This is a genomic window from Corallococcus sp. RDP092CA (assembly GCF_041903675.1).
Lineage (GTDB): Bacteria > Myxococcota > Myxococcia > Myxococcales > Myxococcaceae > Corallococcus.
Window position 1 is genome coordinate 237,204 of record NZ_JAYESI010000006.1, and the last position, 12,459, is coordinate 249,662.

13 protein-coding genes are annotated in these 12,459 nt (G+C 73.4%); 11 read left to right on the forward strand and 2 right to left on the reverse strand.

The window, feature by feature from the left end:
* Window positions 1–2: 2 nt before the first annotated feature.
* The 5 genes from U8525_RS09945 to U8525_RS09965 all read left to right on the forward strand — a co-directional run bounded on the left by U8525_RS09945 (window position 3) and on the right by U8525_RS09965 (window position 3,837).
* Window positions 3–419: a type II secretion system protein GspG gene (locus tag U8525_RS09945; protein ID WP_374264124.1), complete on the forward strand. Its 417-nt coding sequence runs from the start codon at window positions 3–5 to the stop codon at window positions 417–419.
* Between the two features lie 141 nt (window positions 420–560).
* Window positions 561–1,919: a universal stress protein gene (locus U8525_RS09950; protein WP_374264126.1), complete on the forward strand. Its 1,359-nt coding sequence runs from the start codon at window positions 561–563 to the stop codon at window positions 1,917–1,919.
* Between the two features lie 139 nt (window positions 1,920–2,058).
* Window positions 2,059–2,640, forward strand: coding sequence for a Fis family transcriptional regulator (locus U8525_RS09955; protein WP_374264128.1), 582 nt, complete (start codon window positions 2,059–2,061; stop codon window positions 2,638–2,640).
* Window positions 2,641–2,840: 200 nt separating this feature from the next.
* The gene (locus U8525_RS09960; protein ID WP_374264130.1) at window positions 2,841–3,290 is read left to right on the forward strand and encodes a hypothetical protein; all 450 of its coding nucleotides are present in this window, start codon (window positions 2,841–2,843) and stop codon (window positions 3,288–3,290) included.
* 130 nt (window positions 3,291–3,420) lie between these two features.
* The gene (locus tag U8525_RS09965) at window positions 3,421–3,837 is read left to right on the forward strand and encodes a hypothetical protein (protein ID WP_374264132.1); all 417 of its coding nucleotides are present in this window, start codon (window positions 3,421–3,423) and stop codon (window positions 3,835–3,837) included.
* Between the two features lie 251 nt (window positions 3,838–4,088).
* Here U8525_RS09965 and U8525_RS09970 read toward each other — a convergent pair whose 3' ends face one another.
* Window positions 4,089–4,754 carry an SCO family protein gene (locus U8525_RS09970; RefSeq protein ID WP_374264134.1) on the reverse strand — a complete coding sequence of 222 codons (666 nt, stop codon included), beginning with the start codon at window positions 4,752–4,754 and terminating at the stop codon, window positions 4,089–4,091.
* A 153-nt stretch (window positions 4,755–4,907) separates the two neighbouring features.
* Between U8525_RS09970 and U8525_RS09975 the strand changes: the two genes are divergently transcribed.
* The 3 genes from U8525_RS09975 to U8525_RS09985 are packed head-to-tail and all read left to right on the forward strand — an operon-like array spanning window position 4,908 to window position 7,770.
* On the forward strand, window positions 4,908–5,204 hold the full coding sequence (locus U8525_RS09975) for a hypothetical protein (protein WP_374264136.1): 297 nt from the start codon (window positions 4,908–4,910) through the stop codon (window positions 5,202–5,204).
* On the forward strand, window positions 5,204–6,040 hold the full coding sequence (locus U8525_RS09980) for a cytochrome c oxidase subunit II (RefSeq protein WP_374264138.1): 837 nt from the start codon (window positions 5,204–5,206) through the stop codon (window positions 6,038–6,040). The genes U8525_RS09975 and U8525_RS09980 overlap by 1 nt, the downstream gene beginning before the upstream one ends.
* Window positions 6,037–7,770 carry a cbb3-type cytochrome c oxidase subunit I gene (locus U8525_RS09985; protein WP_374264140.1) on the forward strand — a complete coding sequence of 578 codons (1,734 nt, stop codon included), beginning with the start codon at window positions 6,037–6,039 and terminating at the stop codon, window positions 7,768–7,770. Before U8525_RS09980 ends, U8525_RS09985 begins: the two co-directional genes overlap by 4 nt.
* Here the strand turns inward: U8525_RS09985 and U8525_RS09990 are convergent.
* Window positions 7,767–9,224, reverse strand: a complete 1,458-nt coding sequence (locus U8525_RS09990) for a glycosyltransferase 87 family protein (RefSeq protein ID WP_374264228.1) — start codon at window positions 9,222–9,224, stop codon at window positions 7,767–7,769. The genes U8525_RS09985 and U8525_RS09990 overlap by 4 nt on opposite strands.
* A gap of 379 nt (window positions 9,225–9,603) precedes the next feature.
* On the opposite strand from U8525_RS09990, the gene U8525_RS09995 reads away from it, so the two are divergent.
* The 3 genes from U8525_RS09995 to U8525_RS10005 all read left to right on the forward strand — a co-directional run bounded on the left by U8525_RS09995 (window position 9,604) and on the right by U8525_RS10005 (window position 12,400).
* A complete protein-coding gene (locus U8525_RS09995; RefSeq protein WP_374264142.1) occupies window positions 9,604–10,188 on the forward strand; it encodes a hypothetical protein in 585 nt (194 codons plus the stop codon).
* On the forward strand, window positions 10,185–11,183 hold the full coding sequence (locus tag U8525_RS10000; protein WP_374264144.1) for a c-type cytochrome: 999 nt from the start codon (window positions 10,185–10,187) through the stop codon (window positions 11,181–11,183). Before U8525_RS09995 ends, U8525_RS10000 begins: the two co-directional genes overlap by 4 nt.
* A 104-nt stretch (window positions 11,184–11,287) precedes the next feature.
* Window positions 11,288–12,400 (forward strand): LysM peptidoglycan-binding domain-containing protein, encoded by a 1,113-nt coding sequence (locus U8525_RS10005; RefSeq protein WP_374264146.1) that lies wholly within the window; start codon window positions 11,288–11,290, stop codon window positions 12,398–12,400.
* Window positions 12,401–12,459 lie beyond the last annotated feature (59 nt).

Genomic DNA, 12,459 nt, shown 5'->3' on the forward strand with positions numbered 1-12,459 from the left:
CCATGGCCGCCACCTCCCCGTCCGCCGCCTCCGACAGGTCCCGCCGCTCGCCGCTGCCCTGGGTGGCGGTGGTGTTCGGGCTGGCGCTCGTCGTGGCCCTGGTGCTCACCGCCTTCCGCCACCGCGACCCCGAGCAGGCCCAGCGCATCCACGCGGACTTCACCCTCATCCTGGGCGCGCTGGAGCGCTACCGGGCGGACCACGGGGGCCAGCTGCCGGAGGAGGGGAGCCTGGACGCGCTGCTGGTGCCCCGGTACCTCCCCAAGGTGCCCCGGGACCCCTGGGGCCGGCCGTACCAGTACGCGAGCAGCGCGCAGGGCGTGTTCCTGTCCACCTTCGGCCGCGAGAACCAGCGCGGCGGCAGCGGCGAGAACCAGGACCACACCAACCACGACGGCCACCAGCAGCTGCTGCGCTGAGGGCCCGGGCGCCGGGACGCCCCACCCTGGGGGGCAGGCAGGCCGGCGTGCGCGCCCGCACGCCACCGCGCGCCCGGCGTGCGCATCCTTCGCGGGAGGGGAGGCTCCCGCGGGCATCGCCTCTCTCCGGGGGGCGCCGCCATGGCCATCATCTGCGCAACCAACCTGTCCGCCGACGCCGCGCACGCGGCCACCGTCGCGGCGACGCTCGCCGGCCGGCTGGGAGAGCCCCTGTGGCTCCTGGGGGTGGATGACGAGGTCCCGGACGCGGAGGCCCCGGACGCCCTGTCCACGGCGGAAGGCGGGCTGGCCGCGGAGGCCGCGCGCCTGCGGACGCTCGTGGGCTCGGTGGCGCCGCGCATGCAGCGGCGCGCCTCCGTGGAGACGCTGCTGGGAGAAGAGGAGTGCCGCGCCGCCCGGCTGGTGGTGGTGGCCGCGGAGGGCTGGCGCACCTCCCCCTGGCGCAAGGCGTCCCTGGCGGAGCGCCTGGCCCGCCATGGCTGCGCCCCGGTGCTGGCCGTGCGCCGCGACACGGCGCTCCTGGACTGGGCCCGGGGCCGGCGCCGGCTCCTGGTGATGGTGGGGGTGGACCCCCGCTCCGCCACGTCCGACGCGGCCATCACCTTCCTGCGGGAGCTGCGGCGCGTGGGCGGGTGCGACGTGCTGGCCACCTTCGTGTGCTCGCCCCTGGAGGAGCGCGAGCGGCTGGGCATCCACACCCCCGTGCACGTGGAGCGGCTGGACTCGCGCGAGCGCACCATGGAGGGCCTGGAGCCGCTGGTGGAGCGCGTGCTCCATCGCGAGGTGCGCGAGCGCCTGGGCGACCTGGAGGGAGAGGGCCGCGTGGAGGTGGTGCTGGAGCCCGGCTACGGCCGCCCGGCGGACCACCTGCTGCACGTGGCCCACGCGCGCAGCGCGGAGCTGACGGTGGTGGGCATGCACCTGCGCGGCGGCGTGCAGCGGCTGTGGCACGGCTCCGTGTCGGAGGGCGTGCTGCGCCACGCGGAGCGCTCCGTGGCGTGCATCCCGCCCCGCGCCCGCGAGCCGCGCCGCCTCCCGCCGCCCCGGAGCGCGCTGGTGCCGGTGGACTTCACCCCCGCGTCCGGCCAGGCCATCGCGCAGGCGTGCGCGCTGGTGGGCCCGGGCGGCCGCGTGCACCTGCTGCACGTGCACCGGCTCCGGGGCCGCGAGCGGGGCCCCCGGGACTTCCACGGCGTGCTCCCGGAGCCCGACGGCGAGCGGGACCCGGTGCTCCAGCGGCTCTGGGCGCAGGTGCCCCGGGACGCGGTCGCCCGGGCGGTGCACTGGAGCGTGGAGGGCGTCAGCGGGGACGACGTCACCGTCGCCATCTGCCAGGCCACGGAGCGCGAGGGCGTGGACCTGGTGTGCGTGGGCACGTCCCCCCGGCGCGAGCCCGTCCCGGACGCGCTGGAGGAGGCCGTGGCGCGCGAGCTGGTGCTGCGCTGCCGCCGCCCCGTGCTGGTGGTGCCCGCCGCGTGACCCGGGAACGGGCGTCCAGTGAGGGGGCTCCTCGCGGCGCGGGTCCCTGGTTTTTCCCGCACGTGAGGGATTGAACAGGCGACCCGGGAGGGCGTTAGACTTTGGGAGGACCCGCTTTCCCAGAAGGGTAGGGCATCCCGTGGCTCTTCGCGGTTATCGAGAAGAGGACCTCGTCTCCAACCGTGCATCGCTGCTCATCCACGGAGGCACCGAGGACGAGCGCAGGGCCTGGGCGGAGGAAGCCGCGCGCAACTTCAGCGTCCCGCTCACGGAGGTGCGTCAGGCTCCGGAGCTCGCGGGCGCGCTCCAGCAGCCCAACGGCGTGGTGTTCATCCCGGACGTGGCGAAGCTGCCGCTGGACGCCCAGGGGCTCATCCTGCGCTGCCTGCAGATGCAGGAGGAGCGGCCCAAGGTGGTGGTGGGCGTGTCAGGCGCGGCGATGGCCGCCCTCACCCGGGGCACGCTGCGCGAGGACCTGCACTACCGCCTGCACCAGGCGCAGGTGGACCTCCAGACGGACGGCCTGCGGGACGCGCTCAGGCGCCGCTGGGCCCGCCAGGCGGAGCAGCTGGCCGCGCGCGCCGCGGCGCAGAAGGCCGCCGAGGAGCAGGAGCGCGCCGCCGCCATCGCGCGCCGCCCCGGCTCCGTCACCCGCATCCTGCCCAAGCGCAAGGCGCCGGCCACCGCCCGCAAGGGCACGGCCCGCAACGCGGTCCGCTGAGCGCCTCCGGGCTCCCGTCACCGGGACGTGACCCCCTCCCCCCCTCCGGCCTTCCGGCCGGGCGCGGGGGAGGTGCGGCTCGCGGCCGGGGGGCTTTCAGGGGGGGCGGAGGGCCATCCGGGGGGGGAATGGGTACTACTGGAAAGATGGGCTAGAGTTGTTCCCAGCCGTCTTTCCTCTCCTCTCCGGAGCGAAATCACATGTCTCAGCAAGCCCCTGGCAAGAAGCGTGGTCTGTCCCGTCCCGTGGAAGTCGTGCGCGCGGAGCTCCTCAAGGACCCCGAGACGAAGCGCATCGCCGACGCGGTGGGGATGAAGCTGGAGGACTACGTCGAGCTGGTGCTCGAGTACGCGCAGGACAAGGACAAGGAGCCCATGCTCAACGTCGTCTCCGACGAGGAGCTGAAGGCGAACGGCTTCCCCGTGCACACGGTGGAGGAGGTCGGTGAGTTCCTGGTCGCGGGCGCCAAGGGTGAGCTGCCCGGCCAGGGCAACCCGTTCGCCAAGTCCGAGTTCGAGGCCAGCAAGGGCGGCGCCGGCAAGCCGAGCCTGAACCCCACGGCCGAGACCCCCCAGGCGCCCCAGGACGAGGCGAAGCGACAGGAGCTGATGGACCAGCTGAAGAAGGGCGGCGGCGGAACCCGCGGCTGAGGTCACCCGGAATCCCCGTGAAATTGATCGGAAATTCGGCGGAAACATTTTCCTCCTCCATCCGAGAATCCTTTTGCAGCTTCACTTCGGCACACACTCTCCAAACCAGATTTAAGCAGGGGGTCACACCATGGGCGGCATCGGCAAGGTTGTCAGCAGCGTCGCGAAGACGGTCTCCAACATCGCGGGCGGCGTCGCCAACATCGCGGGCAAGGCGCTGAACTTCGTGCAGAACCCCGTGGGCGCCCTGGCCGGCGGTCTGAAGGGCATCGCGGGCGGCCTCCTGGACAAGCTCCCGTTCGGTCTGGGCAAGCTGGCGAAGCCGTTCGTGGAGAAGTTCATCGACTCCGGCGCGTCCCTGCTCTCCAAGGGGCCCCTGGCCGGTCTGTCCCAGCTGACCAAGTTCGCCCCCACCGTGAAGTCCATCGCGGACATCGCGGGCGTGGTGAAGGAGGGTGCGGACAAGGTCGGCGCGCTGGCCTCCCAGCCCGCGCAGCAGAACGTGCAGAACCTGTTCGCCCACGCCCAGGCGGCGCTCATCAACTGAGTTCCCCGCTGAAGCTGGCGTGACTCAGGCACGAGGGCCGGTTTCCACCGCGAGGTGGGGCCGGCCCTTCGGCTTTGCGGGCCAACGCCGCGCGGCGCCACCCGGGGCCGGTCCCCCGTCCGTCATGGGCGGGGCGCCGGCCCTTCGCCTTTGCGGGCGTCGAGCCCGGGCTGGAACCCGCTCGGCGGCCGGGTGCGATGAGACCCGTTGAGGCACACCCGGAGTGCGGGCGCGATCAGGAAGCGGGGGCTTCAGCCCTCTTCGCGGGTGATGCGGAAGGCGTCGGTCTCCAGCTTCGCGGTCGCCTCGGGGTCCGCGCTGTCGTAGTAGCCGCGGATCTCCCCGGTGCCGTCCACCAGCACGAAGTGGGTGCCGTGGAAGATGGAGAGCAGGTCGTCCTCGGCGGCGCCGGGCTCGCGGCCCATGCTGATCTTGAAGCCCTGGACGATGGTGTCCTTGAGGGTGCCGTAGTCGCCGGTGAGGAAGCTCCAGCGGGTGAAGTCCGCCTTGTACTTCGCCCCGTACTCGGCCAGCCGCTCCGGGGTGTCGTAGGCCGGATCCACGGAGAAGGACACCAGCTGGAGATCCGTCCCCAGCGCCGCGGTGTGCTCCTGCACGCGCGCCATCTTCTGCGTGAAGACGGGGCAGACGGTGGGGCAGCGGGTGAAGATGAAGTTGGCGATGAACGGGTGGCCGCGGAGCTGCTTCAGCCCGAAGGGCTGTCCGTCCTGCCGCGTGAAGGTGAAGTCCGGCAGGGCGCCCAGCCTGGGCGGCGGCGCGGAGCGGCCCTGCGCCAGGTCGTGGATCGCCACCCCCATGAAGCCGAGCGACGCCACGGCGATGCCCGCCCAGACCCAGGAGCGGCGGAGGGGACGGGAGCGGGGAGCGGACGGGGAGTTGGGCGATTCGACGGACATGGGTCGGCACGTACGGCATCGGCGGGGGGCGCACAAGCGCCGGGCAGGCCGGGGTAGGGGCTGGCCGCATGCGAGGCATGAGGGAGAGTGGCCGCTCTGGCGCGGACGGGGTGCTCCTTGAGGGGACGCGGGGTGCGTGCTAGCCCGGAGGCCATGTCCCAGGCCCTCTCCCAGCCCCCGCGTGGACGCGCTTCGCCGGGCGGGTGGGGAGGCTTCCGGTCGCGCTCCCTGCGGTTCGGGCTCGGGCTCCTGGGGGGGCTGGCGCCGGCGGCGGCGCTGGCGTGCCCCTCGTGCACGGCCCGGGCGCCGGAGTCTCCGGGCGGGGCGGGCGAGCTGCTGCTGGCGCTGATGCTGGTGCCCTTCGCGCTGGTGGGCGTGGGGCTCTGGGCGGCCTGGCGGGCGGGGCGCGAGGAGCGGGCTTCGGCCCCCGTGGAACAGGAGCATCCGTGATGGCGGAGTCCCCCGCGGTGTCCCCGTCCTCCGTGAGCGACGTCGCGCCGCCGGATGCGCAGGCGCCCCTGGCGGTGCCCTCCGCGCGCGGCGCGTGGAGCCTGGCGCCGCCGGAGAACGCGAGCGCGACGGGCGACCGCATCGACGCGCTCCTCGCCACCAGCCATGGCTTCGACGTGGCGCTGGCGGCGGTGATGCTCGGCTGGATGTTGCTGGCGGTGGCGCGCTTCCGGGGGGCTCGGAAGGTGGCGCCGGATGGGGGCACGCGGCGCTCGCGGGCGTGGGTGCTGGGATTGGCGGTGGGCGTGTTCGGCGTGGTGGACGGGACGCTGTTCCTGGGCTCCCAGGGCTACCTGAACGACGTGCTCTGGAACTTCCGCGTCCCCTCGGAGGATCCGCGCACGGTGCGGATTGAAATCAACGCGCACCAGTGGTCATGGGAGGCGCGGTACGCGGGCGCGGACGGCGCGTTCGGCACGAAGGACGACGTGGTGACGTGGAACGACCTGCGCGTGCCGGCGGGCGTGCCCGTCTGGGTGCAGCTCGTCTCCACGGACGTGGTGCACGGGTTCTCGCTGCCGGCCTTCCGCGTGAAGCTGGACGCCATTCCGGGCCGCGTGAACCAGACCTGGTTCCAGGCCGCGCGCGAGGGCGCGTGGGAGGCCGCGTGCTACCAGCACTGCGGCACCAGCCACTACCGGATGCGCGGCATGCTGACGGCGCTGTCTGCGGAGGCCTACGCGGCGTGGCTGCACGAGGCGAGCCTCAAGGCGGCGCAGGGCTACGACCCGGACGACACGGCGGCCCACTGGGGCTGGGTGTGGAGGACGCCATGAAGGCGGGGGCGTTCTTGCGGTCGCTCTGGACGACGGACCCCCAGCGCGTGGCGCGGCAGTACCTGTGGGGCGGGTTCCTGTTCCTGCTGGTGGGCGGCCTGCTGGCCATGCTCATCCGCTTCCAGTGGGCGTGGCCGGGGCAGCCGGTGCCGGGGCTCGGGTGGGTGCTGCCCGAGTCGAAGGGCGCGCTGACGCCCCCCACGTACACGGCCGTGTTCACGATGCACGGCCTGCTGATGATCTTCTTCGCGGTGACGCCGCTGCTCTTCGGGGCGCTGGGGCACTTCGTGCTGCCGCTGGCCATCGGGTCGAAGCGGATGGCGTTCCCCCGGCTGTCGCCGCTCGGCTTCTGGGCCTACGCGGCGGGCGGCGCGCTGATGCTGGCGTCGTTCGGGGTGCGGCTGGGGCCGGCGAGCGCGGGGTGGACGTCCTATCCGCCGCTGGCGACGCCCGCGTTCACGCCGGGGCTGGGGCAGACGCTGGTGACGGTGGCGGTGCTGTGCGTGGGCGTGTCCGCGTTCCTGTACGGGCTCAACTTCGTCGTCACGGTGGTGCGCTGCCGGGCGCCGGGGATGACGTGGGGGCGGCTGCCGCTGGTGGTGTGGGGGCTGTTCTACGGCGCGGTGCTCAACGTGCTGTTCGTGCCGGTGCTGGCGGCGGCCACGGGGCTGCTGTTGTTGGACCGGGTGGCGGGCACGCAGTTCTTCATCGCGGGCGCGGCGGCGGTGGGCGGGGGCGGCGACCCGGTGGTGTACCAGCACCTGTTCTGGCTGTTCGGCCACCCGGAGGTCTACATCCTCATCCTGCCCGCGTGGGGCATGGTGGGGGACTTCGTGGCGTTCTTCAGCCGCAAGCCCGCGCACGGCTACCGGCTGACGGCGGGGGCCATGGGCGCGGTGACGGCGCTGAGCGGCGCGGTGTACGCGCACCACCTGTTCACCAGCGGGATGGCGCCGGTGCTGGGGCGCACGTTCATGGTGCTGACGCTGCTCATCTCCCTGCCCGCCCAGGTGATGTTCCTCAACTGGCTGATGACGCTGTGGCGGGGCAGCGTGCGGCTCACGTCGCCGATGCTCGCGGCGCTGGCGACGATGGTCGTCTTCGGCCTGGGCGGCATCACCGGGCTGGCGCTGGGCGCGGTGGCGACGGACGTGCCGCTGCACGGGACGATGTGGGTGGTGGGCCACTTCCACCTGACGATGGGCGCGGCCAGCTTCCTCGCGGTGTTCGCGGGGCTCTACTTCTGGTTCCCCCGCCTGTACGGGCGCGCGCTGGATGAGCGGCTGGCGAAGGCGCACGTGCTCCTGAGCGCGGTGCTGTTCATCGCCGTGTTCGGCGGCCAGCTGCTGGCGGGCTACGCGGGGCAGCTGCGGCGGCTCTATGACCCGTACCAGTACACGTTCCTCGCGCACCTGCTCACGTTGAACCGGTGGACCAGCTGGGCGGCGTTCGCGCTGGGCGCGGCGCAGCTGGTGTTCGTGGTGAACCTGGTGCGGACGCTTGGGTGGGGCCGGGCCGCGGAGCCGAACCCGTGGCGCGTGGGCACCCTGGAGTGGATGGACGCGGGCCCTGGCGCCGTGGTGCTGCGCGGGCCGCACGCGCTGTCGCAGCCGGAGGTCCAGGCGCAACTGGGGCGCGACTGGATTGGCCAAGCGGAGCCGCTCCCCTCGGAGGTGGCGGTGACGGAGCCGGCGGCGACGCCGGTGCCCGGGGTGGAGGGCGCTGTCTAGCGGTGCTCCCAGAGGTCCACGCCGCTGGCGTCACCCTCGGGGAAGCGGCGGACGAAGCGCCGCCGGAACCAGGGGCGGCTCTCCGGCGTGAGCTGCCAGGTGCCCCGCTGGCCGAGGATGACGAAGCGGCAGGCGTCCAGCATGACGCGCAGGGCCTGCTGGGCCTCGGGGGCGGAGAGGGCCTCGGCGGTGTCCTCGAAGCGGTCGCCGGTGCTCATGGCGTCCTGGAGCATGGTGGCGTAGCCATCCACGATGGGCGTGGCGCCCATGGGGAGCCGGCCCGCCGCGAGCGCCCAGCCGGGCTCGAAGGAGTAGAGGCACGCCTTGGGCGGCACGTCGGTGCGGAGGTGCTTCGCGAGCGCCACGACGTCCGGCGCCTGCTGTCGGGCACTCTCGAGGACGTGCCTCGCGCCGGGCAGGAATGCGGCGGCGAGCGCGAGCCCGGCCACGGCCCGGGAGGTCGCGCGGCCCCAGCGGGTGCTGAAGGCGTGGAGCACGGAGGCGCCCAGGCCCGCGAGCACGGCCTCCGACGCGGCGAGGTGCGCGTTGTCCTGGCTCCAGTAGGTCCGCGACGCGAGGCGCAGGGCCACGGTGAGGACGAACGCGCAGGCGAAGAAGCGCGCGGCGGGGCGGTGCTCCGGCGCGGCGCGGAGGGCGCGCACGCACGCGGCGCCCAGGCCGACGAGGGCGAGGAGGACCTCGCCCCACCGGCGCTCGTGGAAGATGTCGCGCAGGCGCAGCCAGCGGTCCGGCTCACCGTCCGGCGGGCGCGCGACCTGGAAGGTGATGACGTCGCGGAGGAACTCGGAAGGGGCGAGCGCGGCCAGGGGGCCCACGACGACGGCGAAGGTGGCGCACGCGACGAGCACCGGCAGGAGCGCGTGGCGCCAGGACTCCCTCCCCGGGCGCGAGAGCAGCGCGGGGACGAGCCACAGGCCACCCGGGAGCTTCACGGAGAGGGCGAGCCCCAGGAGCACGCCCGCGCCGATGCGGCGTGCTCGGGAGTGGGGGACGGGGGCGAGCCAGAGGCTCGCGAAGCCCAGGCACAGGAGGTTGAGCAGGGGCTCGAGGAAGGTGCCGCGCTCGGCGAGGGCGGCCTCCGGATGCGCGGCATACGCGAGCGCGGCCACGCAGCCGGCGAGCGGACCCCAGGCGCGCCAGGCGACCCGCCCCGCGAGGAACGCGCACGCGGCGCCCACGGCGGCGACGGCGTAGCGGGTGATGCCGTAGGCGGTGGCCGCGTCGAGCCCCAGCGTGAGCGCGGCGCCAGGAGCCCAGAGCAGGAGGCTGCCGGGCGGGTGGACGAAGATGAAGTCGCGGTAGGGCAGGTCCCCGCGCAGCAGGAGCGACGCGGCGGAGAAGGAGACGCCCTCGCCGTAGTCCACGGGGTAGCCCAGGGCGCCCGAGCGATGGAAGAACGCCAGCGCGCGCAGCGCCCAGGCCCCCAGCGCCACGATGATCAACGGCCACAGGTCCGCGGCCCGCGAGGTACGCGCGGGGATGGAGGGGGACGGCGCTGCGAGCGGAGTGGGCGCGGGTCGCATCGGGCGTGAGCGCCGGAGGCTACTCCCGAGCGGCCCCTCCGCACGCGGGGTTCTTGCGTCGGGGGCGCACGCGCGAGCGAGGGACGCGGAAGGTGCGGAGCCCGGAGGCGCGTGGGCACGGTCCGGAGCGGCTTCGTGCGTCGCACCGCGCCTCGCGCCGATGCCCGTTCCCGCGCGCGGGTGCGATGGGTGGACGTGATTCGGTCAATGGGCGCCGCTCCGAGGGACGGGGGGCCGCCCGGCTTCCTGGTGCTCCCCGCCGGGCCCAGGCATGCGAGAGTCCCGCACCGTGAGCACGAATGAACCCGCCGGGACCCTGGCCTCCCCGTCCCCCCAGCGCGACGAAGCGAACCTCTGGTTCGGAGCCGTCATCGCGCACGGCGCGGCCACGATGCTCTTCTGCGCGGTGGCCTTCACCGCGGGCTTCTACCGGCTGCGAGGCTTCTGGCCGCCCGCGTCCGCGCGTCCCGGAGTCCTCGTCCCCGCGCTGGCGGGTGGGCTCCTCGTCGTCGGGGCCGTGCTGCTGCACGCCGCGCTCGGGCGCGGCGCGGAGCCGCGTCGGAGCCGCTTCACGTTGCTGGGCGTGCTGGGCACCGGCGCGGGGTTCCTCGCCGCGCAGGCGGCCTGGCTGCACGTGCTGTTCTGGTACCGTGACCTCCGCGTCCCCGACAGCGGCGTCTTCGCCTCCGCGCTGTATGGCCTGTCGGCGGTGCAGGCCGCGCACCTCGCGGTCGTGCTCGTGGGGGTGCTGCGCGCGGGCCTCCGCGTCCTGCGTGGCCTGGAGGCGCGGGGGCCGCTGCGGCGCGCGCTGCCCGGCTGGTGGTGTTCGACGGCGATGTACGGCGTCCTCTTCGCGGTGGTCTACCTCCCATGAAGCCCACTTCCCGCTTCTCGCTCCGCATGTTCGCCGTGCTCGCGCTGGGGGCGCTCGCTCCCGCGTGCCGCAAGGAGACGCCCACCTTCGAGCCCCTGAAGCTCGCGGACGGCACGACCCTCCCGGCCGCGACGCTGGCGCGCGGCTACGACGTCTACACGCACTACTGCCTGTCCTGTCACGGCGAGAAGGGCGACGGGCAGGGCCCGGCGGGCGCTGGCATGCGGCCCCCCCCGCGCAACTTCCGCCAGGGGCTCTACAAGTTCGGCGGCGTGGCCGCGGGCGAGCTGCCCACCGACGACGCGCTCAAGCGCACCCTGCGCCGGGGCCTGCACGGCACGCCCATGTTCGCGTGGGACGTGCCTCCGGCGGACGTGGACGCCGTGGTGCAGTACCTCAAGACCTTCAGCCCGCGCTGGACGCAGGAGCCCCCCGGCGCGGCCATCGCCCTGTCCGAGGACCCCTGGAAGGGCCGTGAGGCCGAGGCCGTGGAGCGCGGCCGCACCGTCTACCACGTGGCCGGCAAGGGCAACGCGGGCTGCGCCAGCTGTCACGTCGCGTACCTGCCCCGCGCGGAGCTCGCCGCGCTCACGGAGCGCGTCACCGGACGCAAGGTGAACCTGGCGAACGTGGACCCGTACACGGCGCTGCCTCGGGACTCGGACTACTCGCTCACCGTGGACGCGAAGGGCGAAGCCACGCAGTTGGCCAAGGTGCTGCCGCCGGACTTCCTCTTCCACCGGCTGCGCACCGTGTGGCCGCAGGGCACGCGCGTGGAGGGCCAGCCGTACTCGGCGCAGGCCCAGCGCGAGGACCTCTACCGCGTCATGGCCGCGGGCGTCGGCGGCGCCGCCATGCCGTCGTGGAAGGGCGCCATCCCGGAGGAGAACCTCTGGGCGCTCACGTACTACGTGCAGAGCCTCGTCGTGATGCACGACACCTCCGCGGCCCGCGACCTTCAGCAACGGTTGCGTGACTCGAAGGCGCAGGAATAACGGATAGATTCAACAACCTGAAAAGTAGGTATTCCTGGGAAACTAATTCCCGGGCGTCGCGAAAATCCGGGCACTGATTTACCTCTTTTCCCGGAGTTTTAACCGTGACGACCTATTCCGTTCGCAGCGGCGACACGTTGAGCGGGCTCGCGCAGCGCTTCAACACGTCGGTGTCTTCGCTCCAGAAGACGAACCACATCGCCAACGCGAACCTCATCCGGGTGGGGCAGCGGCTGACGGTTCCGGACCGGTTCGAGGCGGCGCCGTCGAAGGCGGGCAGCTACACGGTGCGCAGCGGGGACACGCTGAGCGGCATCGCGGGGCGGCACGGCACGACGGTGGGGGCGCTGGCGCAGGCGAACCACATCGCGAACCCGAACAAGATCTACGTGGGCCAGAAGCTGACGATCCCGGGGGCGGGCGGAGGCTCGGCGCCGGTGACGTCGAAGCCGCCGTCGTCCGGGGGCGCTTCGTACACGGTGCGCAGCGGGGACACGCTGAGCGGCATCGCGGGGCGGTATGGCACGACGGTGGGGGCGCTGGCGCAGGCGAACCACATCGCGAACCCGAACAAGATCTACGTCGGGCAGAAGCTGACGATCCCGGGCCGCACGGGGGGGACGGGCGGGACGTCGAAGCCGCCTCCGTCGACGGAGGGCGTGGGTGGGACGCCGGGCACGTCGGGCGGGAAGGGTGGGGTGACGGTGGCGCAGCTGCGGCGGATCATGCCGAACCTGTCGCAGGCGAAGGCGGAGCAGTACCTGCCGCACCTGAACAAGGCGATGGCGGAGGCGAACATCAACACGCCCCGGCGCAAGGAGATGTTCCTGGCGCAGCTGGCGCATGAGAGCGGCGAGCTGCGCTACATGGAGGAGATCGCCTCCGGCGCGGCGTACGAGGGCCGCAAGGACCTGGGCAACACGCAGCCGGGTGACGGCAGGCGCTACAAGGGCCGGGGGCCCATCCAGCTCACGGGGCGCGCGAACTACCGGGCGGCGGGCAAGGCGCTGGGCATCGACCTGGAAGGGCACCCGGAGCGCGCGAAGGACCCGGACGTCGCGTTCCGCATCGCGGGTTGGTACTGGAGCTCGCGCAACCTGAACAGCTACGCGGACGCGGGCAACTTCCGCGAGGTCACCCGCCGCATCAACGGCGGCTACAACGGCCTCGCGAGCCGCGAGATGTACTACCGCCGCGCGCAGGACGTGCTGGGCTGAGCTTGCGCGACTGTTGAACACGGGGACTCCGGGCCTGATGGGACCGGGGTCCTTTGTCA

Coding starts and splice junctions, on each gene's coding strand:
- U8525_RS09950 (WP_374264126.1), top strand. CDS start 561: ATGGCCATCATCTGCGCAACCAACCTGTCCGCCGACGCCGCGCACGCG.
- U8525_RS09965 (WP_374264132.1), top strand. CDS start 3,421: ATGGGCGGCATCGGCAAGGTTGTCAGCAGCGTCGCGAAGACGGTCTCC.
- U8525_RS09960 (WP_374264130.1), top strand. CDS start 2,841: ATGTCTCAGCAAGCCCCTGGCAAGAAGCGTGGTCTGTCCCGTCCCGTG.
- U8525_RS09975 (WP_374264136.1), top strand. CDS start 4,908: ATGTCCCAGGCCCTCTCCCAGCCCCCGCGTGGACGCGCTTCGCCGGGC.
- U8525_RS09980 (WP_374264138.1), top strand. CDS start 5,204: ATGGCGGAGTCCCCCGCGGTGTCCCCGTCCTCCGTGAGCGACGTCGCG.
- U8525_RS10000 (WP_374264144.1), top strand. CDS start 10,185: ATGAAGCCCACTTCCCGCTTCTCGCTCCGCATGTTCGCCGTGCTCGCG.
- U8525_RS09970 (WP_374264134.1), bottom strand. CDS start 4,754: ATGTCCGTCGAATCGCCCAACTCCCCGTCCGCTCCCCGCTCCCGTCCC.
- U8525_RS09945 (WP_374264124.1), top strand. CDS start 3: ATGGCCGCCACCTCCCCGTCCGCCGCCTCCGACAGGTCCCGCCGCTCG.
- U8525_RS09985 (WP_374264140.1), top strand. CDS start 6,037: ATGAAGGCGGGGGCGTTCTTGCGGTCGCTCTGGACGACGGACCCCCAG.